Origin of the sequence: Akkermansia biwaensis, from assembly GCF_026072915.1 — a bacterium.
Taxonomy (GTDB): Bacteria; Verrucomicrobiota; Verrucomicrobiia; order Verrucomicrobiales; family Akkermansiaceae; genus Akkermansia; species Akkermansia biwaensis.
Genome location: NZ_AP025943.1, coordinates 861,186 through 883,491, shown reverse-complemented (window position 1 = coordinate 883,491; position 22,306 = coordinate 861,186). Strand labels below are relative to the sequence as shown.

Sequence of the window (22,306 nt, the reverse complement as noted above, 5' to 3'; positions counted from 1 at the left end):
CTGAATGAAGCCGCACCCTGCGCGCCGGGTACGGGAGTTCAGGAAATTTGATCGGTCCAGATGGTTCCGCACGCGTCGGAAGGCATGCGCCAGTCGCCGCGCGGGGAGAGGGAGATGGTGCCTACCTTGGGGCCGTCCGGCATGCAGCTGCGCTTGAACTGCTGCTGGAAAAAGCGGCGGATAAAAATGTCCAGACAGCGGCGGATGAATTCCGGCTGGAATTCGTTCCGGAAGGCGTGTTCCGCCAGGTAAAGGATCTTGTTCGGGGGCGCTCCGTATTTGATGAAGTGGAACAGGAAGAAGTCGTGCAGGTCATAGGGGCCCAGCACGTCCTCCGTCCGTTGTTCGATGGTCCCGTCGTCGGAGGGGGGCAGCAGTTCCGGGCTGACCGGGGTATTGCTGATGTCCACCAGGGTGGCGGCCAGTTCCGGCTCGGATTCTTTCGCAATGTGTTCGATCAGGCAGCGGATGAGCGTCTTGGGGATGGAGCAGTTGACCGCATACATGGACATGTGGTCCCCGTTGTATGTGCTCCAGCCCAGCGCGATTTCCGACAGGTCCCCGGTGCCGACGACGAGGCCCCTCGTCTTGTTGGCCAGGTCCATCAGGATTTGCGTACGCTCGCGGGCCTGGACGTTTTCGTAAGTAGTGGTGCGTTCCGCCGGATCGTGCCCGATGTCGCGGAAGTGCTGCAGGCAGGCGTCTGAAATGGGGATTTCCCGGAGTTCCGCTCCCAGCAGGCGGCACATGCGCACGGCGTTGCTCCGTGTTCTGTCCGTGGTGCCGAATCCCGGCATGGTCACGGCCAGGATGTCTGACGCGGGCCGTCCCAGAAGCCGGCAGGCGCGGGCGCAGATGAGCAGGGCCAGCGTGGAGTCCAGCCCCCCGGAGATGCCGATCACGAGCCGCTGGACGCGCGCGTGTTCCATTCTTTTGGCAATTCCCGCCGTCTGGATGGAGATGATTTCCTCACAGCGTTCGTCCCGGTGTTCCGGAACGGGCAGGAAGGGGCGGGGCGGGTTGAAGGCGTATTCCAGACCGGGAGAGGCGGGAACATCCGTCTCCAGCGTCACGTGGAGCATTTCCCCGGTGGAGGGAAGGGGTTTGTTGTCGTTGAAGGAACTTTCCGAAAGGCGGCCGGCCGCCAGCCGTTCAAAGTCCACGTCCGCCAGGATGAGGAAATTTTCCCTGAGAAAGCGCGCGCTTTCCGCCGCCAGCCTTCCGTTGTCCGCAATGAGGCAATGGCCGCCGAAGACGACGTCCGTCGTGGATTCATGGACGCCGGCGGAAGACAGCGCGTAGGCGCAGAGGCATCTGCCGCTCTGCTGTTTGACCAGCTCGCGCCTGTAGGCGGCCTTCCCGGTGAGTTCCGTCCCGGCGGACGGGTTGAGAATGGCTCTGGCTCCGTGCAGGGCCAGCGTGGAACTGGGGGGAATGACGCTCCAGAGGTCTTCGCAGATTTCCACGCCGAAGCTGAACGGAGAGGACATATCGTGAAAGACAATATCCGTACCAAAGGGAACTTGAGCGCCGTTGACGGTTATTTCCCGTGTTCCGGTTCCCAGGGCCCTGGCGGAGGTAAATTGCCGCTTTTCATAGAATTCCCGGTAGTTGGGCAGCATCGTTTTGGGAACCAGCGCCAGAACGCGTCCGGCCTGCACGACGGCGGCCGTGTTGTACAGGGCATCCCCGTACAGGAACGGAAGGCCCACGATGGCGACCGTGCCGGATTTTTCCGTGGCCTCCGTAAAACGGCGCAGGCCTTCCAGGGCCGCCTGTCTCAGACGCGGCTGGAAGAAAAGGTCTCCGCAGGAATATCCGGTGATGCTCAGCTCCGGAAAAACGACGGCGGCGGCCTGCTTTTCAGAGGCTTCCCGGAAGCCCGCAATGAGCCGGTCAACGTTGTAGTCCACATCAGCTATCCGGAGCTGGGGGACGGCGGAGGCAAGTCTGTAGTATCCGAACATGGGCGGCGCTGTCTGGAAAATGGAACCCGCGGATAATCTTTTTCCCGGAATCAGAATGCCATCCGGGAAGGGCGGGCCTGCTCCGGATACTAAAAGCTCGTGAAAGAGTTGTAAAGCCATCAGTGGGGATTGGACTTCCACCTGTTTTCAGAGGCATGGAGGCGGAGGAGGAAAAAGGGGACCCGGCAGGCCGCCAGCAACGGGCCGGACACGGGCGGCGGGATTCATGCCTCTTCCCCTAAATCCGGCGGGAAGGCGTTTTTTCATGCTCCGGGGACGGAATTGAAGCTGGAAAGGCGGGAGAAAAGAGTCAATCATGCCGCCAAGACCGATGAACCATACCGACCGATTTACAGGGAGAGCCGGGGCCTACGTGCAAGGGCGGCCCGGATATCCCGCCGCCGTTCTTGAACTGCTGACGCAGGAAACGCGCCGGAAGAATCCCCGCCTGGCGGACATAGGTTCCGGAACGGGCATTCTGTCCCGCGCCATGCTGGAACGCGGCTGGACCGTGTACGGCGTGGAACCCAACGACGACATGCGCCGGGAAGCGGAATTTTCCCTGAAGGATTTTTCCTCCTTTCATTCCATTCCGGGAACGGCGGAGCATACGTTGCTGCCTTCCGGGACCGTGGATATGGTTGCGGCGGCGCAGGCGTTTCACTGGTTTGACGCCGCTGCGTTCAAACGGGAGTGCCGCCGCATTCTGACCCCGGAAGGCAGGGCGGCCCTCCTCTGGAATTCAAGGCTGGAAGACAGCCCCATTGTCCGTGAGGAGGGGAGTATTCACCGGCTTTATTGCCCGCATTTTCATGGATTCAGCGGAGGCCTGGCTGAATTGACGGGCAGGATTGGGGAGTTTTTTGATCACCGCTTCCGGATATTCCGTTTTCCGAATGATCTGGCCTACACGCGGGAACAATATCTCCAGCGCATGATGTCCACCTCCTATGCCCTGATGGAGAAGGATGAACGGCGTTCCTCCTGGCTGGACGCCCTGAATGGGCTGTTTGACCGGTTTGAGGAGAATGGCCGTTTGACGGTTCCGAATGAAACCGTCGTGTATCTGGGAGACTGCCGGAAGTGAGCCTTTCACGGTTCGCCTCCGAGGAACCAGGGTTGGGAGGAGAAGCCCGCTTTTTCCTCCGGCAATAGTGTATTTCCGGGCAGGCACCGCCCATTTCCCCTGGCAGAAGGCCTGGATTCAAGGAGCCTGTTTTGCCGCTTGTTCGGGAATTGAATGAAGGAGTAAAAAGGCCTCCGGCTAGAAGTTGGGGGAACGGAAAAGTAGGAAAATCGCGATTCCCAGAACCAGCAGTCCGATGATGAGGGAAGTATAGAAATGGGTTTTGTTTACATACAGTGTCCATTCCTCCTTAAGATGGGAAAAGTCTTCCCCCGCGGCATAACGGGAAAAAAGGTCACAGAGCTGGGAGTAGTTCACATTGTCGGGAGCCACGTAGAGCTCCCTCTTCTTTCCGGCGGCAAACGACATTTCGCAATGGTAGCTTTCCGGGTCATCGCAGATGGCCTGGAGGAAATCGTTTCCGCGGGTGCAGATGATAAAAGCCTCCATGTTGTTTTTGATGGCGGAAAGGGCTTTTTCCTGTGTTTCGCAGGGATCGCCGTCCACCTCCCACGTGACGGACGGAAAGGGTGAGTCAGGATTCATAGGTGAAAATAGAGATACTTGAAATATGAAGGGCGGGTTCTTCAAAAGCCAGTAAAAATGAATTCCCGGGTTTATTTCCTTGGGAGAGCCGGAAGCTCCCATGCAGGAAATTCCTTTTTCCCATGAATTCATCATCTCATCGGCCATTTTCTTCAAGATTCCCCTCTCCGGGCAGGCAGTCCCTGGAAGATGGGATGAAGTCCCGCATTGCTGCGCGGAATCTTATGGAAAATCCAGAGGCCGTGCATGCGGCGACGGGAGATGAACGTCCAACGATGGCCGTTTCCGGCTCCATTCCAGCGTGGCACGGTTTCTTCCCGCCTTTTTCCCGTTCGGTTTTTCCGGTCAGTCCTTCACCAAATTTTCCGCATCCGGACGGGAATACCTTTTCATGCCCTGTGGGGAACGGCCCGTGAAGGTGCGGGGCCGGGATTCTTCTTTCACGCTATTCTTGCTTTATCCGCGGGCGTTTTCCGTGCTACAATCATCCACCGTCATGACGCAGCAGCCTTTTTCTCAAGAACCTTTTCTGGTCTCCGGATTGCACGGGGACCAGATTCTGGGTGCCCGCAGCAATCAGCAGGATTCCTTTTCCATTCTGGCCGGGGAGGATGCACTGGTTCTTCTGCTGGCGGACGGCATGGGCGGCTACAGCGGCGGGGAACTGGCCAGCCGTGCCGCCGTGAACGGCTTCACGCGGACATTTGAGAGGGAAAACCGCCATTCTCCGGGAAAGCGGATGAAGGCCGCCGTAGTTGCCGCCAACGAGGAAGTGCGCGCCGCACGGAAGAAGAGAGGAACGGACGACGACATGGGAACCACGCTGGTGGGCGCCTGGATAGGCCCGGAAGGGCTGAGGTGGGTCAGCGTGGGGGATTCCCTCCTTCTTTTGATCCGGGAGGAAAAAATGTTTCTGCTCAATACCCTGCATCAGTATTCCACGGAACTGGAACAGATGGTGGAAGAAGGCTCCATCAGCCGGGAGGAGGCGCTCAGCCATCCTTCCCGCCACTCCCTGACATCCGCCCTGATGGGCAAGGAGGTCCCCCTGGTGGACCTGCATGATGAATGTTTTCCCCTGCTGCCCGGAGACCGTTTGCTGGTGGCCAGCGACGGAGTGGGCCCCTACCTTGATTCCCTAGGACCGGCGGGAATGCGGTATTTGTCCCTCCTGTCCGCCGAGGAACTGGTGCGTTCCGTTCTGGACGGCATCGGCAGGGACGGCGCTCCGAACCAGGACAACGCCACGCTGATATGCGTGGAAATAACGGGGGCGTGATTTTTTAACGGATTTTGACGGAAGGATTGTTTCCGTTCATGGAGACAGCCTCCGAAAGCATGGAAAACCCTTCTGCCAGAGAGAAGAGAAAAACGCCTCTGCGGAGCGCTCCGGAGGAAGCCCGGGCTGGAGCGGAGGGAGGGCGGTATGCGGCCATGAAGGGAAACGGCGAAGGTTCGGCCCGGGCAGGGATGGTGAAGGATGAATGTTTCTTCCAACACCGCCTTTCTAAGTAACGGCAGGACTGCCGTCGATAAAAGTTGCCGGGAGCGGTAAAAAATAAAGAGGCCGCCCCACTCCCGGCGGGACAGCCTCCTTGATTGTCAGCAGTTCTTCCGTTCTCAGGAATGGTACTCCTGCAGGGAGCGGGGAGATACCTTCACGTGCTGGGCGGAACGGATGCCCTCCACCGTGGCCCTGGCGGCGGCGATGGTGGTCATGTAGGGAATCTTCTTCTGGATGGACTGCATGCGGATGAAGGAGTCGTCAATCATGCTGGTGCGGTCCACCGGAGTGTTGATGATCAGGTCAATCTGCTTGTTGGTGATCATGTCGCCCAGGTTCGGGCGGCCTTCGTGCAGCTTGTTGACCACTTCCGTTTCCACGCCCTGGCCCCGCAGGTATTCCGCGGTGCCTCCCGTGGAGACGATCTGGAAGCCCAGGGAGATGAGGTCCCGGGCGATGGGTTCGATGAACTTCTTGTCGCGGTCGGAGACGGTAACGAGTACCTTGCCGGAGGTGGGCAGGATGCATCCGGCGGCTTCCTGCGCCTTGTAGTAGGCCATGCCGAAGTTGTCCGCAATACCCATGACTTCCCCCGTGGCGCGCATTTCCGGCCCCAGGACGGGGTCCACTTCCGGGAACATGTTGAACGGGAAGACGGCTTCCTTCACGCCGATGAAGCGGCAGGGCTGCGGTTTCAGGTTCATGTCCTTCAGCTTTTTGCCCAGCATGATTTCCGTGGCGTGGCGCGCCATGGAGATGCCCGTCACCTTGGAGACGATGGGCACCGTGCGGGAGGCGCGGGGGTTGGCTTCAATGATGTACACTTCATCGTCGCAGATGGCGAACTGCACGTTCAGGATGCCCTTTACCTGGAAGTCCCTGGCTATCTTGGCCGCGTGTTCCTCAATGGTGCGCACGTGCTTGGGAGCGATGGTCACAGGAGGAATGGCGCAGGCGGAGTCCCCGGAGTGGATGCCCGCCAGCTCGATGTGTTCCATAACGGTGGCCACAAAGGTGTCCGTGCCGTCGGCCAGGGCGTCCACTTCCGCTTCAATGGCGTTGTCCAGGAAACGGTCGATGAGCATGGGGTATTCCGGGCTCACCTGGATGGCCTCCACGCCGTAGCGCTTCAGGTTTTCTTCATCGTAAATGACTTCCATGCCGCGGCCGCCCAGAACGAAGGAGGGACGGACCATCACCGGGTAGCCGATCTGGCGGCCCAGTTCCACGGCTTCCTCCAGGGAACGGGCGGTGCCGCTTTCCGGCTGGCGGATGTCCAGGGCAATCATGCGTTCGCGGAAGTATTCGCGGTCTTCCGCCAGGCGGATGCCTTCCGGCTGGGTGCCCAGGATCTTTACCCCGGCGTCCTTGAGGGCCTGGGCGATGTTGAGCGGGGTCTGTCCGCCGAACTGGACGATGACGCCTTCCGGCTTTTCCTTTTCGTAAATGGTCAGCACGTCTTCCACGGTCACGGGCTCGAAGTACAGCTTGTTGGCCGTGTCGAAGTCCGTGGATACCGTTTCCGGGTTGCAGTTGATCATGATGGATTCATACCCGTTGTCGCGCAGCGTGAAGGCGGCGTGCACGCAGGTGTAGTCGAATTCAATGCCCTGGCCGATGCGGTTGGGACCGCCGCCGAGGATCATGATCTTCTTCTTGTCGCTTACGGCCACTTCATCCGGGGCGCCGCTGTAGGTGGAATAGTAGTATTCCGCGTTTTCCACGCCGCTGACGGGAACGATGCGGTAGGCGGCCACGATGCCGTTTTCGATGCGGCGGGTGCGGATGGCCTTTTCCGGAATGTCGAAAATCTGGGCCAGATACTTGTCGGAGAAGCCCATTTCCTTGGCCTGGCGCAGCGTCTTGAGGGGCAGGGAATCCCATGTCTGGGCGTCCAGCTCGTAGTCGAAGTCCGCCAGTTCCTTCATTTGTTCAATGAAGTACGGGGTGATGCGGGTCAGCTTCACGATTTCCTCCACGGTGACGCCGCGGCGCAGGAGTTCGTAAATCTGGAAGAAGCGCTGGCTGTTGCCATAAGTGATCTTTTCACGCAGTTCCGGCGTGGAGAGGGCTTCCAGCTTCTTCACGCGGCCCAGGCCGGCGCGGCCGATTTCCAGGGAGCGCACGGCTTTCTGGAAGGCTTCCTTGAAGTTCTGGCCAATGCTCATCACTTCGCCCACGGCCTTCATCTGGGTGCCCAGCTTGTCGGAGGCCTTCGGGAACTTTTCAAAGGCCCAGCGCGCGAACTTGACGACCACGTAGTCGCCGTAAGGTTCGTATTTTTCCAGGGAACCCTTGCGCCAGTAGGGCAGTTCGTCCATCGTGATGCCGGAGGCCAGCTTGGTGGACACGGAGGCGATGGGGAAGCCCGTAGCCTTGGAGGCCAGGGCGGAGGAACGGGACGTGCGGGGGTTGATCTCAATGACGATGATGCGGTTGTCCTCCCGGTTGTGGGCAAACTGCACGTTCGTGCCGCCCGTCACGCCGATGGCGTCCAGAATGCGGTAGGAGTAGTCCTGAAGCCTGTCCTGCACGTCCTGCGGAACGGTCAGCATGGGAGCCACGCAAAAGCTGTCCCCGGTGTGGACGCCCATGGGGTCCACGTTTTCAATGAAGCAGACGGTGATCTTCTGGCCCTTGGCGTCGCGCACCACTTCCAGTTCCAGCTCTTCCCAGCCCAGCACGCATTCCTCCACCAGCACCTGGTTGATGAGGGAGGCGGCCAGGCCGCGGGGAACCACCTGGCGCAGTTCCTCCACGTTGTACACGATGCCGCCGCCGGTGCCGCCCATCGTGTAGGCGGGGCGGAGGACGACGGGATAACCGAGCTGGGCGGCCACCTTTTCCGCTTCCTCCACGGTATAGACCGGTTCGGATTTGGCCACGGGCACGCCGATCTTATCCATGGTTTCCTTGAAGATGATGCGGTCTTCGCCGCGGGCGATGGCTTCCAGGTCCACGCCGATGACTTCCACGCCGTACTGTTTCAGGATTCCTTCCTCATGAAGCTTGGAGGCCAGGTTCAGGGCCGTCTGGCCGCCCAGGTTGGGCAGCAGGGCATCCGGGCGTTCCTTTTCAATCACCGCCGTGATGCGTTCCACGGTCAGGGGCTCAATGTAGGTGTGGTCCGCCATGCCGGGGTCGGTCATGATGGTGGCGGGGTTGGAGTTCACCAGAACGACGTCGTAGCCTTCGGCCCGGAGGGCCTTGCAGGCCTGGGTGCCGGAGTAGTCGAACTCGCAGGCCTGGCCGATGATGATGGGGCCGGAGCCGATGATGAGGATTTTGCGGATGTCTTCGCGTTTTGCCATGGTATGATGCCTCTATATATAATCCGTGGTGGTTAACAATAAATGCCGGAAACAGGGTCCGCCCAAGGTGCGTTGCCTCTCCGCTCCGCATACCCGGCGCGTGACCTGACGCACAGTAAGGGACGCCGCGCGATAAGTCCAGACAAAACAACAGGAAGCTTCAGGAGAAGGTTTGTGCCGGAACCGGGCGTTTTGAACGGAAAAGGGAAGACGCGGCCATTTGCCTGTGCCCGTTCTTCATTCCTTGCCGTCAGGGCCCGGAAAGCGCCGTCGCCCAGACCGGACACGGGATTTCTTCATGCGGTCCTTGCAGGCCCGGACGGGACTTTCCCAGCTTCATCCGGCTTCATCCGGCGTGCGTGCCCCTTTTATTTTCTCGGGCTCCGGTCCGGGGGAACTCCGCATCACTCCGTTCTTGCCATTTTCCGCCGTGGCTATACTCTGGGGGAAGAAGATGAGGAATGTTCTGATGTTGTTTTGCTGTCTCGGCCTGCTGTGTTCTCCGGCGGCCCTGTCGGCTGGTTCTTCCGCCGCGGCCCGGCCGTCTGCCGGACAGCCGGAAAATGAGGCCGCATGGTACCGGTCCGTGAGGAGCGGACTGTCCCGGTTCAAGGACGGGGGCGGTTACAAGGCCAACCGGCAGGCGCTGGAAGCCCTGGTGCAGAAAGCCTGCCGCTGGGATGCCAAGGCCGGAAAGCCCGTTTTCCTCATTCAGGAAGCCAGGCCCTCCTTCTGTTCCTCCGCGTGCTACCTGCTTCTTCTTAAAGCTCTGGAAACGTGGGATTCCGGACGGTCCGGCCCTGTCATTTCCGAGCGCGCGTGGCTGGCCCTGATGCCCCGCATCGGCCAGCATGACGGCGACGGTCCGTGGGGCTGGGCCAACGCGAACGGACCGGGATTTGCCGTGCTGGTGCATTCCCTGGGCGCGGGGGTGAACTTCGAGGACTGGGGGCAGGCCCGTCCGGGCGATTTCATGAAGATTTTCTGGACGGACCACATTGGACGAAGGGAATCCGGGCACCTGACGGTGCTGGTGAAGGACGGCGGGGACGAAGTAACTTTCTGGTCTTCCAACGTGCCGGACGGCTATGGAGCCAGGACGGTTCCCAAATCCAAAATCAAAAGGGTCATTTTCACGCGCATCACCCGGCCGGAACGGTTTAACCTGGCCCCTTCCATCGGCCATCATGCGTGGCTGGCTTCCCTGCTGAAGCAGGACGTGAGCATGAAGGAGGTCCGCAGGCACTGCGGCATGAAGGAACCCTGAACATCCCGGCACGATGGAGGAAATTCAGCAATCTGGGGAGAAACGTTCCTTTCCGCCGTCCGTGACGCCGGAATGTTCCGTGCTGGTGCTTGGCTCCCTGCCGGGGGACGAGTCCCTGAGGCAGGTGCAGTATTACGCCCATCCGCGCAATGCGTTCTGGAAAATCATGGGCGAATTGCTGGGGTTCGACTTCTCCCTGCCGTATGAGGAACGCCTGCGCCTGCTCAACAGCGGGGGCGTGGGGCTGTGGGACGTGGTGGCCTCCGGCGTCAGGCCCGGAAGCCTGGACCAGCACATCACCCGGGAACGGCCCAATGACATCGCCGCGCTGCTGGAACGCTTTCCCGGCATTCGCACGGTATGCTGCAACGGCACCGCCTCCTACAAGTACCTTAAACGGTATTTTCCGGAACTGTTTCTCCGGGAATCCCCCCGCATCATCCAGATGCCGTCCACCAGTCCGGCGGCGGCGCGGCTGAGCTACGACCAGAAGCTCCGGGCGTACGGAGAAGTGATTCTCCCCCGCCTCCAGGGCATGGCGGAATAGGGAAGATCGGGGCAATTCTCGGAAGGTTCCTATTTCAGTTCCCTGGAAGTCTTTGCCCCGGCGGTTTTCAGAAGCTTGACCATCGCGCTCTTTTGTGTGGCAATGGCCCGGTCCAGCGGCGTGGTCCCGTTCGGGGCGCGGTAATTCACGTCCGCCTTGTATTCGATCAGCAGTTTGGCAACTTCATTCGTGGAGCTCTCCAGAAGGCCCGTGGTGTCCGCCACGACCCAGAGGGCGGATTCCGAATTGGCCGGCTTGTAATGCCCGAAGCGCGGCTTGCCGTTGAGCTTGTTGGGGTCCGCCCCGTAACTCAGGAGGAGTTTGACGGTCTCCGTGCTTCCATACCGGGAAGCGGTGATTAGCAGGGTTCTTCCGTCATTGCACACGTAATCCGGATCAGCTCCGTTTTCCAGAAGGTAAACAGCTTTGGAAATGGCTCCGCCGAAGTTGTTTCTGCTGAGGATGGAGGAAGAACCGTTTTTGAGATTGTCGCTGCGGCCTATTTCCAGATTGATATCCGCCCCGTTGGCAATGAGCAGGTCAGCCAGTTCGTAAAACTCCATTTCCACGGCCAGGGCCAGGGCGCAGGACTTGTCACCCCTTTTATCTTCCCCCTGCCAGTTGACGTCCGCTCCGGCGCGGATGAAGGCTTTCACTTTGGAAAGATCGGGTTTGGTTCCCTGCTCGGGGAGTTTTTGATAGGTAGTTTTTCCATTGATGGTTGTGGAAGAATTCCTGTTTTCCCGTGCGGGCCTGTAATCCTTGAGTTTGTACAGGTATTCGTACAATTCCAGCCCTTTTTTCTCCCGCGTGGCCTGGTCGATGGACGGATCGACGGGCAGGGGAGCCGTCTTGGGAATCAGGCGCAGGGAGCGTTCCGCCGTGCGGTGTCCCTGTTTGGCGGCCTTGGAAAACCAGAATTTGGCCTGGGACGGGCTGCGCTTGACTCCGTCCCCTTTCAGATAACAGAATCCCAGCCGGTACTGGGCTTCCGCCTTTCCGGCCTTGGCTTCCATGTAAATTTGCCTCCCTTCTTCCGGAGTGACGGCCTGGGCGGCCGTTAAACCGGCAAGGACGGCGGACAACAGCAGGGATAAATATCGATTCATGTTCGTGTAGGTAGTGGAAATAGTGGACGGGAAGGACTTCCCTGAAAAATGCGGCGTTCCGGAAGTGTGCGGACGACCGGGAAGCCGCACGTTCTTACTTGCCTGATTCCTTGGAAGTTTTGGCTCCCGCGGCTTTCAGGATGCGGACCAGTCCATCCCTCTTCCGGGCAAGGGCGCGGTCCAGGGCCGTCGTGCCGTCCTTGGCGCGGCGGTTGACGTCCGCCTTGTAACGGATCAGCAGGCTGGCGACGGCTTCCAGGTCCGGGTCATCGGCATTGGTGGAATTGGCCGCGGCCCAGAGGGCTGTTTCTCCGTTGCCGGGCTTGTAGTTTTTTTTGCGCGGCAGCGTCAGCGTTTTGTCGGGGTCCGCCCCGTATTCCAAAAGCATGGCTACGAATTCCTTCTGCCCGTGCCTTGCGGCCCAGACAAGCAGGGGATAGCCCGAATCCCTTACGTAGTCGGGGTCGGCTCCGTTTTCCAGCAGGTATTTCGCCTTGGAAAGAGGATAGTCGTTGGAATAGCGGCTGAGCAGGGAGAACGAATTGCCGATCTTGCCGTTTTCCTTCAATTCCACATTGACGTCCGCACCATTGGCAATGAGCAGGTCCGCCAATTCGTAAAACTCCATGTTGACGGCCAGGGCCAGGGGGCAGGATTTGTAATTCTTCGTATCTTCTCCCTGATAGTTGACGTCCGCCCCGGCGCGGATGAAGGCGCTGACTGCGGCCAGGTCCGGAGCCGTCCCCTGCGCGGAGATTTTCCCTTTCCTATCGCGGCCCGGTGTTTTGACGACCACTTCTCTCTCCGCCCTGTAATCCTTCAGCTTGTACAGATATTCGTACAGTTCCAGACTCTTTTTTTCCCGCGTGGCCTGATCGATGGACGGATTCACGGGCAGGGGAGCCGTCTTGGGAATCAGGCGCAGGGAGCGTTCCGCCGTGCGGTGTCCCTGTTTGGCGGCCTTGGAAAACCAGAATTTGGCCTGGGACGGGCTGCGCTTGACTCCGTCCCCTTTCAGATAACAGAATCCCAGCCGGTACTGGGCTTCCGCCTTTCCGGCCTTGGCTTCCATGTAAATCTGTTTGCCTTCTTCCGGGGTGATGGCGTGGACGGGGGCCAGGCCGGCAAGAGCGGCGGCCAGGAGCAGGATGCATGGGTGTGTGTTCATGGGGTGTTGGTTTGGGAAAAAGGGGGATGCCCGGTCAGGAGGAGCCTACGGCGGTCAGCAGGTGCACATCCAGGGCCAGAGCCTCGTGAATGTTGAAGTTCAGATCGTCCCGCAGTTTGTTGAGCGCTTCCATGCGCCGCAGCAGTTCGTTCACGGGCATCTGTGCGGCCAGGGTCTGCACCTCCGGATGGATGGGCGAGACTCCCGGAGCGCCGGAAGCGATCAATGCCGCCTGCCCGAACCAGCTGATCAGCAATTCAAGGGCCTGGCTGCGCTGTTCCAGGTATTCCGTTTCTATCTGGGCGGCGTTGGCGTCCTTGTTGCGGGACTCCCAATCCGTGGTATCCGTGCCCTGGGCGGCCTCCTTCGCTTCATCTTTCAGGGCCTGGTTCATGTTTTTGGTGATGGAGGCCTTCGCTTCCGCCATGACGTCGAGGAACTTGCTGCGGAAGGCCAGGGCCGCCAGATCGTTGTTCAGGTTGCGGCAGGTTTCCAGCCAGTGGGGAAGCAGGGCCTCCTGGATGGGAGTAAGCCTGAATTCGCCGGATTGCAGGAGATTGACGCGTACGCAGCGTGAAATAATCGTCTGCAGGAGCTGGTCCGGCTGGGCGGTGGTCAGGATGAGCAGGCATTGGCTGGGCGGTTCTTCCAGGGTTTTCAGGAAGGCGTTGGCGGCTTCGTCATTCATGCGTTCCGCATCCATGAACACGGCAATCTTCCATTTTCCCTCCGCCGCGCACTGCTGGAGAAAGGGCTCCACGCCCCGGATGTCGTCCCGCAGAATGCGGCGGGACTTGGATTTGGGGCGCACCAGCCGGCAATATTCGTCGCGCACGCCGTCCAGATGGTCCGCCCGGATTCCGTTGATCAGTTCCAGCAGCTGCAGGATCAGGCGGGACGCGCCCTGGTGCTCGTCCCCCACGATGAGAAGGGCATGGGGAAGCCTGTTGCGGGAGAAGGCGGTGCGGAGCAGGTCGAACGCTTGGGATGCCGTGAATGCCATACCGCCCTATGAAAGCATTTCGTTGCGTCAGAGCAACAGAAAAGATTGGTATATGCCGAATATTTCATGTACTAAGGGGGCCGGTTATGGAACAAAATGACATCGCATCCAGGATTGTCTTTGCCGACCGCGGCAAGGTGAATGTGGAAAAAGGCGTGGAATTCGCCCCCAAATTTGACCAGAATGGCCTGATTCCGGCCCTGGCCATGGACCATGTGACCCATGAACCCCTGATGCTGGCCTACATGAATGCGGAATCCCTGCGCATGACCATGGAACTGGGGGAAGCCGTTTATTATTCCCGCAGCCGCCAGGAAATCTGGCACAAGGGGGCGACCAGCGGGCACGTGCAGAAAGTGAAGCAAATATTGATTGACTGCGACCAGGACGCCCTGATCGTGCTGGTGGACCAGTGCGGCGCCGGAGCCTGCCATACCGGGCACCACTCCTGTTTTTACCGTTCCGTCCCGTTTGGCGACGAACTGAAAGCCCAGCCCCAGGGGCAGCCCGTTACCCTGCGGGAAGCGGACGGCGGCGTGGTTTTTGACGCCGAAGCCGTGTACGGCAAGGGCCATTGATTCTTCTTTTGCGCGTCAATCTGCGTTCACCGGGTTGACGCGGTCTCGTTGCCTCCTGTAAAGTCATGAATGTGAAAAAGCCGCTTGTCATCATGGCCGCCGTGGCCGGAACCTTCGTGCTGTGCCAGTGTTCTTCGGAAGCGCCCCCGCCCCCCGGAACCGTCCGCATGGTGGACCAGAAAGCCATCTCCCTGATGCAGGAAGCCAGGGGGAAGGAGGAGAAAAACGACCTTTCCGGAGCCATCAAGAAGTACAAGCGCGTGGTGGAAAAGCATCCCCTTTCGCGGGAAGCCCCTCAGGCCAGATTCAGAATGGCGGAACTGTACGAGGCCAGGAAGGACCCTGCCGAAGCGTTCGACCAGTACCAGAAGCTGATAGACCGCCACCCGGACAGCCCCCTGTATGCCAAGGCCATGGAACGGCAGAAGGAAATGGCCTTCGGCGCGGCCAGCGGCGCGCTGACCAACCGCGTTCTGTGGATGTTCGACGTACGGATGGACCCCAGAAACGTGACGGAATGGCTGAACCACGTGCGGGACAACGCTCCGTATGCGCCTTCCGCCCCGCAGGCCATGAACGTGCTGGGCAATTATCTGGCAACGCGCGGCCGCATGAAGGAAGCCATTGAAGCCTACCAGAATCTGGTGGACAACCATCCGGATTCTCCGCTGGCCCCCACGGCCCAGCTCCAGATTGCCACCCTGTACCGCCAGGCGGCTGCCGACGGCGACCGCAACCACGTCAACGTGGCCCGCGCGCAGGAAGCGTATGAAGACTACCTGCAGCGCTACCCGAACACCGCGAAGGCCGGAGCCGCCCGCGCGGACCTGGCCGCCATGAAGAGGGAACTGATAGCCCAGCAGCTGGAAGTGGCGGAATACTACCTGACCAAGATGAAAGACACGAACGCGGCCATCTTCTGCTACCAGGAAGTAGCTTCCAAGGGGGGAGCCAATCCCGCCGCCGCCGCCAAGGCGAAGGCGCGCCTGAAGCAACTGGGTGTGACCGTCAGGTAACAGAATCCCTCCCTCCATCATGAACCGTATCCGGACCGTCCTGAAACTCCTGCTGCCCGTTCTCTGCCTTCTGGCCGGGTCCTGCGGTTACCAGCTGGGGGGCACCAAGCCGCCCAAACTGGAATTTGCGCAAACCGTCAAGGTGGACCTGTTTGCCAACAACTCCCTGGAACCCCGCGCCGCCACGCTGGTGACCGGAGCGCTGGCGGATGAGTTGCAGAGGGACGGAACCTACCGGCTGAGTTCCCGCGGAAATGCGGACATCCGGGTGCAGGGGGAGGTTTACTCCATCTCTTTCGACCAGCTCCGTTCCTCCCGGGAAGACACGTATAAAAGCTCGGAACTCGGCTTGCGCCTGTCCGTCAAATACCGCGTGTTGGACGGCAGGACGGGGAAAGTCCTGTACGAAGGATCGGCGGAGGAAGTCAGCCAATTCTTTGACGTGGGCAACATCCAGACGGCGCGGACCAATGCCCTTTCCTACGCGGCGCGCCTGGTGGCAACTTCCATCGCGGAAATGCTGACCAACGGCTAATGTTCCGCATTACTCCGGGAGCATCCTTCACATGGCGGAAATAGAATACAGCGTTTACTTTGTTCCGGTTCCCATCGGCAACCGGGCCGATGTCACCCTGCGCGCCCTGGACGTGCTGCGCAAGGTGGACGTCATCGCCTGCGAGGACACGCGCCATTCCGGCCTTCTGCTGAGCCATTACGAAATACGGAAGCCGCTCCTGAGCATGCACGACCACAACGAGCAGCCGCGCGCCGCGGAAATCGCTTCCCGCGCCGCGGGCGGAGAGAGCTTTGCCGTCATCAGTGACGCGGGCATGCCGGGTGTGAGCGATCCGGGCTACCGCCTCATCCAGACTCTCAAGGAAAAAGGAGTGAGCTTCACCGTTCTGCCGGGGCCCTCCGCCGTGGTGACGGCTCTGGTGGGGTCCGGACTGCCTACGGACGCTTTCTTCTTTGGCGGTTTTCTGCCCGTCAAATCCGGGAGAAAGGGGGCCATGCTCCAAAGCGCTGTTGAAGCAAGCCATACGAGCATCTTCTACGAATCCCCCCACCGCATCGTCAAGACCGTGCAGACGCTGGCGGAAATTGATCCGGACGTGCCCGTCTGCGTGGCGAGGGAACTGACCAAGACTTTTGAAACCTACCATCGCGGCTCCGCTTCCCGTTTGGCGGCGGAATTTGCCGAACGGCCGCCCAAGGGGGAAATCGTTCTGCTGGTGGGCGGAGTGAACGCGCCGCGCCTGCCCTGAGCCGTCCCCGGCTCCGGAACGGTTCTGTGGCGGATGGGCCGGGACATGTGGAGTTTTGGCAGCCGGGCCCCCTCTTTTCTTGCACCGGGTGCCGGAAAACCGCGCCGGACTTATCGACTTGACCCTCGAAATGTGTCATGATAGTGTTCTAACATCATGCTTGAGGATAGAAGATCACGTTCCTCGCGCAAAGCACCCGATTTGGTGACTGACGAGCTTATTGTCATTCTTCATGAGGCCGGCATGCTGGAATTCAATGAAATCTTTCAGCGTACCGTTGTCGTGATGAAGGAGAAGCACATGTCCCTGGGCGGCGAGGAAATCCTGAGGCTGAGAATTTATGAAAAGCTCCAGAACCTGGTCAGTTCCGGCGGCCTGGTAAAGAAGGGCCGCGAATACACGGCGCAGCCCAAATTGATGGCCCTGAAATCGGAGCCTCTGCCGGATATCCGCTTGTAGGCGCACTCCTTCTGCGTGGTTCCGGAGCATGTTTTTCATGCCGGAGAATACAGGTTCCGTTTTTCCGGGCAAGACGGAAGCCGCCCCGCATGAAGGTGCGGAACGGCTTCCCTGAATGGACCTTAATGTATTTGCCGGCATTTAGAAGTTGGTGCGGAACGCGATGTTGTAGCTCCAGCCGGTGAAGCCCTTCTTCTTGCTGGCGTCCGTACCGTTGGAATGGGCGTATTCGATGCCCGCCATGATCTTGGCCATGTTCGGATTGCATTCGAAGATGTAGTAGTTGACGCCCAGATAGAGGGCCTGCATGCAGTCGGAAGTGCCGGAATAGGTGGAGTTCTGCGTGTAGCGCTTTTCCCACTTCACGGCGTTGCTGCCTGCCGCCATTTGGTAGCGGACCACGCCTTCCCAGTTCGGCGTGAATTTGTAGGAGGGCATGATGGTCACGCCGAAGACGTTTTCAGCGCCGGCTTTCATGCCGATGACGTTGAACCCGGCCATGACTTCCGTCATCAGGGAGAAGTTGCCCTGGGAGCCTTCCCAGGTCAGGGCCACCACGTCCTTGGCGCCCGTGCCCTGGTACTTGGTCTTGAAGCTGTAGTCGTGCAGGGTGTCGTATGCCTTGTTCTGGGCGTCGTCGCCCCATTTGGTGAAGTTGTGGGCATAGTCCAGCCACAGGCGGCTTTTCTTGAGGAACACGTCGTTGGAAGTGTCGTAGCTCAGGGTGCCGGTAACGAAGCAGTTGTCCTGGGAGTTGAAGGCGGGTTCAATGCGGTTGTTGAAGCTGCCCGTCCCGGTGCCGCCGTTGCCGTTCAACCAGATGCCTGCCGCCCAGCCGATCTTGTCGTTCTTGTCGGAATTATTCATCTGGAAACCGTAGTTGGTTTCCGAACGGAGCTGGTTGACCAGCATGGAACGTTCGATGGTGAGGATGGCGGAGGAGGAGGTGCGGTATTCACCGGTGATGCGCGGCTTGATTTTGCCGATGGCGTAGGTGATGGGGCCGCCCTTGTATTCCAGGTTCAATTCATAGAGGGAATAGGTCAGGTCGGAAGTGTCCCAGCGGTTTTCAGACGCATTATAGCTTTCGAGGCCGTCCATGCCGCCGATGTTCCAGACGTTGTTGAACTTGAAGTTTTTCAGGAACTTCATGTTGAATCCGGCACGGAAGCGGCGCCATTCATCGTTGAAGCGGCGTCCGTTGCCTTCCTTTTCACCCATCACGCGGCCTTCGCCGTTCGGGTCGATCCAGTCCATGCCGTACTGCATGCGCAGGGAGACGTTGAATTCCTGAATGTAGGGATTCTTGTGGTCCCGTTCGGCATTGAACCATTTGAAGCGGTCGCCGAGCCACTGGCAGGTGGAGAAGCTGTCGCGGGCCAGCAGGACGTCCCCGGTGGAGGCCTTGGACGGCGTCGTGTTGGCAAAGGCGGCGGCTCCGAGGGTCATGATGCCGATGACGGGGAGGGTATAGGTTTTCATTTTTGTTCTATGGTTGGTGTGTCTGTGAGAAGGTCTTCCGGGGAGTTCTTCCTCACGGAGACGGCTTCTGTCTATCAAACCAGCCATAGGGCTGTCCAAGGCTTAAGAGTGACAAAATAGCCACTTGTTCCGCCGGCGTTTACAAGGTGATGCGGAGCCATTCCCGGCGCGTCAGGGCATCCGCTGCGGCCGCTACTTCCGCCTTTCTTTTGCTGGAGCCACGGCCGGCGCCGACCGCATGGCCGTGCCAGAATACGCGTGATTCAAAACGGTCCGCGGAGTCCCTGGCTCCCTTTTCCTCCGTTTCATAAGAGGGTGTTTCCGGCAGGATGTCCTGAAGGATGGCCTGGAGCTCCCCTTTCGGGTTGATTTCCTTGGGATGGCTGGCGGCGGAGTTCAGGGCGTCGTGCAGAACGCGCAAAGCGATGGCCCTGGCCGTTTCATAATCGGAATCCAGGGACATGGCGCCGAAGACGGATTCAAAGGTGTTGGCGATGATGGAGTTTTTGTTTCTGCCGCCGGCTTTTTCCTCTCCCTTGCCCAGGGTGATGTATTTGTCCAGTTCCAGGATGAATCCGTATTTGCCCAGATTGGCGCGGCTGACGGTGCGGGCCCGCAGCTGGGTCAGCACCCCCTCCGGAGCCTGGGGAAGGTGAAGGTAAAGATATTGCGTGACGGCCAGTTGCAGAATGGCGTCTCCCAGGAATTCCAGGCGTTCGTACGTGAGGCGCGTTTCCGGCCTGCTGTCCGTGCTGGGGTGGGTCAGTGCCTGCCTGAGCAGGTCGGGATTTTTAAAGCGGTAGCCCAGCTTGTCTTCCAGCGCAGCGTAATTCATTGGGAAAATGCTAGGGCCGCTCCACGGGAAAAGCAATTCCAAACAGGCTCATTTCCGGGATTTGGAGGGAGGGGGCGCTCCGCGTCATTCAGGCCGCGGCGCGGCTTTGACATATGAATGCCGGGGTGTAGGATGGAAGCGGCACAGATAATGATGAACACCATGAAAAAGATTGATCCAAAGGAAATTCGGGATAATGCCGTGCAGTTGATCGGGCACGACTGGATGCTGGTGACCGCAGGGACGCCGGAACATTTCAACATGATGACGGCAAGCTGGGGCGGCCTGGGTTTCATGTGGAAGAGGCCCGTAGCATTCGTCGTGATCCGCCCGCAGAGGTACACGTTCGGTTTTATCGAGAAGGGGGAGGAGTTCACCCTGTCCTTTTTCAGCCATGAATATCATAAGGCGCTGAGCGTTTGTGGAACCACGAGCGGCCGGGATACGGACAAGGTAGCCGCTTCCGGCCTGACGCCGTATGTTACGGAGAACGGCAACGTGAGCTTTGGGGAAGCCAGGCTGGTGCTGGAATGCCGCAAGCTGTATGCGGAGGCCCTGAAACCGGAATGCTTTCTGGACAAGGCCATTGCCTCGGAATGGTATGCGGCGGGAGATTTCCACAAGATGTACATTGTGGAGATACTGAATGCCTGGGTAGAGGAATAGCGCCGTTGGCGCGGTTTTCCGCCTGCCATTTCGGGTGTGGTACCGTCGGGGAAATTCAGCTCTGAACGGGCCTGAGGGTGGAGTTTTCCAGCTGGAAGGCCGGAAGAGGGCAGGGCGTGTTGTGCAGCCAGTCCAGGTGCGTGGTGGTGATGAGGCTCTGCGCGTCTGCGGGCAGGGCCTGGAGGAAGGCAATCCGGCGCGTAGGGTCCAGTTCTCCGAAGACGTCGTCAATGAGGTGGATGGGCGTGTGTCCCGTTTCTTCCGTAAGCAGGGATGACTGCGCCAGCTTCAGGGAAATGGCTATGGTCCGCTGCTGCCCTTCCGAGGCGAATTGGGCGGCGCTTCTGCCGTTGAGCGTGATTTCCAGGTCGTCCCGGTGCGGGCCGTTCTGGGTCTGGCCATACCGGATGTCCCGGTCCAGCCCGGCGCACATCCGTTCGTACAGGTCTCCTTCCTCCGCCGCCCGGTAGGCCGCCCCTACCTGTTCCTCCCTGCCGCCGATGCGGCGGTACGCCATGATGATGTGGGGCAGGAGAAGTTCCAGAAGGCTGGCGCGCAGGCTTCTCAATTCCGTGCCGTACAGGGCGAGCTGCCGCGTATAGGCGTCTATCTGGAGCCTGTCCCGGCTTTTGTGCTTGAGCAGATGGTTGCGCGTTTTCAGCGCCCTTCTGTAGCTGAACAGGGCCGTCCGGTAGCCGGGGTGCCACTGGGTGCCCAGAAAGTCCATGTATTTCCGCCGCGCATCGGCTCCGGCCCGTACCAGGGAGAGGTCGTCGTTGCCCATCCAGACGACGGGATAGCTGTCCGCCAGGTAGCTGCGCTGGTCCCTGCGCGGTTCCCCGTTCACCTGGAGGTCCGGGGCATCCGGAGCCCACAGGATGCGCCGGATTTGTCCCGGCAGTTCCCCCCGGATGCCGAAGGACTGCCTGCCGTGGGCCGCTAGGGGACCGGGGCGCGCCGTACGCGGGGATTGCAGGCGCAACAGGAAGCAGACCGCCTCCAGCAGGCTGGTTTTTCCCTGGGCATTGTTTCCCAGAATAACGGCTCCCTGCTGGGGTATTTGCCAGGAAAAGCTGCCGTAGCAGCGGAAGTCTATCAGTTTCAGCCTGGAGAGCATGGCCGGCGGGAGTCCGGGGAAGGGATTATTCCGTGGGAAGGGCCCGGATGGCATCCATCATTTTGTCCGTCAAATGCTGGTATGCCGCCTTGCCCTTGGCATTGAGTTCCGCCGGGGTGAAGGGAACGGGGTCTCCCACCGTCACGGTGACGGGGTGGATTCTGGGGAATGAGGAGCCGATGGGGAAGGACTCAAAGGCTCCGCTGATGCGCAGGGGCTGCACGGGGACTTTCGTTTTGCTCAGGATGAGGCCGATGCCGCCCATGCCGTCGTGGATTTCCCCGTCCGGCGTCCGGGAGCCCTCCGGAAACACGAGGACGCGCTTGCCGGATTTCAGCAGGCGGATGACGTGCTTGAGGCTGGCGGCGTCCGGGTTTTCCTGGTCGATGGGAATGGCCTGGCACAGGGGGAGCGCCCATTTGAAGATGCCTTTGAACAGGGTTTTGCGGGCAAAGAAATAGATGCCTTCCTCATAGGAGATGCCCAGCATGGGCGGGTCCAGAAAGCTCTGGTGGTTGCTGACGATCAGCACGGGGCCGTCCTCAATGAGCTTCTCCCTGTTGACGACCTTCCAGGAGAAGAAGGCCTTGGAGATGCTTTTGAACAGCGTGTAGAAAACCCAGTAGAAGGAGTTCATCTGGCGGAGAGTTTTTGTTGGATGTTGTCTGTAATGAAGTTGACGACCTGGTCAATGCTCATGTCGGACGTGTCCACCAGCAGGGCGTCCTGCGCCTGCGCCAGCGGCGCGGTGGCGCGGGAGGAGTCCTTGCGGTCCCGTTCCGCGATGGAGTCCGTCAGCCCTTCCGCGGCGCGGCGCGCGGCGCGGACTTCTTCCGAGGCGGTGACGAAGTACTTGAACGGCGTGTCTGGGAAGACCACGGTGCCTATGTCCCGGCCTTCCATGACCACGGGCTCCTGGCGATTGTAATCCCTCTGGCGGTTCACCAGCAGGGAGCGGACTTCCGGAATGGCGGCGATGGTGGATACGTGGTCGTTGACCTCCTGCCGGGTGAGTTCCTCTGTCAGGGGGGAGCCGTTGCAGAGGACGATGGAGCGGCTTCCGTCCTTGCCGAAGGAGAGGGGAACGGAGGGCAGGGCGGCCAGCACGGCGTCCGTGTCCGCCGGGTCTATCCCCTGTTCCAGCATGTACCAGGTGACGGCCCGGTACATGGCCCCCGTGTTGATGAAGGTGTAGCCGAGGCGGTCCGCAATGAGTTTGGCGACGGTGGATTTACCGGAAGCAGCGGGACCGTCAATGGCAATGGCTGGGTGCATGAGTGTTTTTTGTGTTGGAAATGGGGGCGGAAGCTGTACGGATTGTAGCTGCCGCCCCCGCGGAA

Annotated in this window: 21 protein-coding genes; 10 read left to right on the top strand and 11 right to left on the bottom strand. The window is 59.9% G+C overall.

What is annotated here, in order from left to right; genetic code table 11:
* Window positions 1–38 precede the first annotated feature (38 nt).
* A complete protein-coding gene (locus OQH67_RS03595) occupies window positions 39–1,967 on the bottom strand; it encodes an NAD(+) synthase (RefSeq protein WP_215434593.1) in 1,929 nt (642 codons plus the stop codon).
* 331 nt (window positions 1,968–2,298) lie between these two features.
* On the opposite strand from OQH67_RS03595, the gene OQH67_RS03590 reads away from it, so the two are divergent.
* Complete coding sequence (locus OQH67_RS03590) at window positions 2,299–3,054, top strand: class I SAM-dependent methyltransferase (protein ID WP_215711612.1); 756 nt, start codon at window positions 2,299–2,301, stop codon at window positions 3,052–3,054.
* 177 nt (window positions 3,055–3,231) lie between these two features.
* Here the strand turns inward: OQH67_RS03590 and OQH67_RS03585 are convergent, their stop codons facing one another.
* Window positions 3,232–3,639: a hypothetical protein gene (locus OQH67_RS03585; RefSeq protein WP_215434599.1), complete on the bottom strand. Its 408-nt coding sequence runs from the start codon at window positions 3,637–3,639 to the stop codon at window positions 3,232–3,234.
* Between the two features lie 475 nt (window positions 3,640–4,114).
* Between OQH67_RS03585 and OQH67_RS03580 the strand changes: the two genes are divergently transcribed.
* Window positions 4,115–4,918, top strand: coding sequence for a PP2C family protein-serine/threonine phosphatase (locus tag OQH67_RS03580; RefSeq protein WP_265145641.1), 804 nt, complete (start codon window positions 4,115–4,117; stop codon window positions 4,916–4,918).
* 341 nt (window positions 4,919–5,259) lie between these two features.
* Here the strand turns inward: OQH67_RS03580 and carB are convergent, their stop codons facing one another.
* Window positions 5,260–8,454 carry a carbamoyl-phosphate synthase large subunit gene (gene carB, locus OQH67_RS03575; protein ID WP_215434620.1) on the bottom strand — a complete coding sequence of 1,065 codons (3,195 nt, stop codon included), beginning with the start codon at window positions 8,452–8,454 and terminating at the stop codon, window positions 5,260–5,262.
* 469 nt (window positions 8,455–8,923) lie between these two features.
* On the opposite strand from carB, the gene OQH67_RS03570 reads away from it, so the two are divergent.
* Both OQH67_RS03570 and OQH67_RS03565 read left to right on the top strand, forming a co-directional pair.
* Complete coding sequence (locus OQH67_RS03570) at window positions 8,924–9,721, top strand: hypothetical protein (RefSeq protein WP_215458847.1); 798 nt, start codon at window positions 8,924–8,926, stop codon at window positions 9,719–9,721.
* Window positions 9,722–9,734: 13 nt separating this feature from the next.
* On the top strand, window positions 9,735–10,268 hold the full coding sequence (locus OQH67_RS03565; RefSeq protein WP_215834894.1) for a DNA-deoxyinosine glycosylase: 534 nt from the start codon (window positions 9,735–9,737) through the stop codon (window positions 10,266–10,268).
* Between the two features lie 29 nt (window positions 10,269–10,297).
* Here the strand turns inward: OQH67_RS03565 and OQH67_RS03560 are convergent, their stop codons facing one another.
* The 3 genes from OQH67_RS03560 to OQH67_RS03550 form a co-directional block, all read right to left on the bottom strand.
* A complete protein-coding gene (locus OQH67_RS03560) occupies window positions 10,298–11,377 on the bottom strand; it encodes an ankyrin repeat domain-containing protein (protein ID WP_215434629.1) in 1,080 nt (359 codons plus the stop codon).
* Window positions 11,378–11,471: 94 nt separating this feature from the next.
* Window positions 11,472–12,545 (bottom strand): ankyrin repeat domain-containing protein, encoded by a 1,074-nt coding sequence (locus tag OQH67_RS03555; protein WP_215434631.1) that lies wholly within the window; start codon window positions 12,543–12,545, stop codon window positions 11,472–11,474.
* A 34-nt stretch (window positions 12,546–12,579) separates the two neighbouring features.
* Window positions 12,580–13,548 carry a DNA polymerase III delta subunit-related protein gene (locus OQH67_RS03550; RefSeq protein ID WP_215434634.1) on the bottom strand — a complete coding sequence of 323 codons (969 nt, stop codon included), beginning with the start codon at window positions 13,546–13,548 and terminating at the stop codon, window positions 12,580–12,582.
* A gap of 86 nt (window positions 13,549–13,634) precedes the next feature.
* Here OQH67_RS03550 and hisI point away from each other — a divergent pair, with 86 nt between their 5' ends.
* The 5 genes from hisI (at window position 13,635) to OQH67_RS03525 (ending at window position 16,866) form a co-directional block, all read left to right on the top strand.
* Window positions 13,635–14,126, top strand: a complete 492-nt coding sequence (gene hisI, locus OQH67_RS03545) for a phosphoribosyl-AMP cyclohydrolase (RefSeq protein WP_215434636.1) — start codon at window positions 13,635–13,637, stop codon at window positions 14,124–14,126.
* A 65-nt stretch (window positions 14,127–14,191) separates the two neighbouring features.
* Window positions 14,192–15,142: an outer membrane protein assembly factor BamD gene (locus OQH67_RS03540; protein WP_067571952.1), complete on the top strand. Its 951-nt coding sequence runs from the start codon at window positions 14,192–14,194 to the stop codon at window positions 15,140–15,142.
* A 19-nt stretch (window positions 15,143–15,161) separates the two neighbouring features.
* A complete protein-coding gene (lptE, locus tag OQH67_RS03535) occupies window positions 15,162–15,677 on the top strand; it encodes an LPS assembly lipoprotein LptE (protein WP_215434640.1) in 516 nt (171 codons plus the stop codon).
* Between the two features lie 31 nt (window positions 15,678–15,708).
* Entirely contained in the window at window positions 15,709–16,407 is a 699-nt protein-coding gene (gene rsmI / locus OQH67_RS03530; protein WP_215434642.1) for a 16S rRNA (cytidine(1402)-2'-O)-methyltransferase, read from the top strand.
* Between the two features lie 204 nt (window positions 16,408–16,611).
* Entirely contained in the window at window positions 16,612–16,866 is a 255-nt protein-coding gene (locus OQH67_RS03525) for a hypothetical protein (protein ID WP_215434653.1), read from the top strand.
* 141 nt (window positions 16,867–17,007) lie between these two features.
* Here the strand turns inward: OQH67_RS03525 and OQH67_RS03520 are convergent, their stop codons facing one another.
* Window positions 17,008–18,348 (bottom strand): porin family protein, encoded by a 1,341-nt coding sequence (locus OQH67_RS03520; RefSeq protein WP_215434656.1) that lies wholly within the window; start codon window positions 18,346–18,348, stop codon window positions 17,008–17,010.
* Window positions 18,349–18,487: 139 nt separating this feature from the next.
* Window positions 18,488–19,183: a ribonuclease III gene (gene rnc / locus OQH67_RS03515; protein WP_215434658.1), complete on the bottom strand. Its 696-nt coding sequence runs from the start codon at window positions 19,181–19,183 to the stop codon at window positions 18,488–18,490.
* Between the two features lie 162 nt (window positions 19,184–19,345).
* Here rnc and OQH67_RS03510 point away from each other — a divergent pair, with 162 nt between their 5' ends.
* On the top strand, window positions 19,346–19,849 hold the full coding sequence (locus tag OQH67_RS03510; protein ID WP_215434669.1) for a flavin reductase family protein: 504 nt from the start codon (window positions 19,346–19,348) through the stop codon (window positions 19,847–19,849).
* A gap of 55 nt (window positions 19,850–19,904) precedes the next feature.
* Here the strand turns inward: OQH67_RS03510 and recF are convergent, their stop codons facing one another.
* The 3 genes from recF to cmk are packed head-to-tail and all read right to left on the bottom strand — an operon-like array spanning window position 19,905 to window position 22,241.
* A complete protein-coding gene (recF, locus tag OQH67_RS03505) occupies window positions 19,905–20,966 on the bottom strand; it encodes a DNA replication/repair protein RecF (protein ID WP_215434672.1) in 1,062 nt (353 codons plus the stop codon).
* Window positions 20,967–20,991: 25 nt separating this feature from the next.
* On the bottom strand, window positions 20,992–21,603 hold the full coding sequence (locus OQH67_RS03500; RefSeq protein ID WP_067571919.1) for a lysophospholipid acyltransferase family protein: 612 nt from the start codon (window positions 21,601–21,603) through the stop codon (window positions 20,992–20,994).
* A complete protein-coding gene (gene cmk, locus OQH67_RS03495) occupies window positions 21,600–22,241 on the bottom strand; it encodes a (d)CMP kinase (protein WP_067571909.1) in 642 nt (213 codons plus the stop codon). Before cmk ends, OQH67_RS03500 begins: the two co-directional genes overlap by 4 nt.
* Window positions 22,242–22,306: the final 65 nt, after the last annotated feature.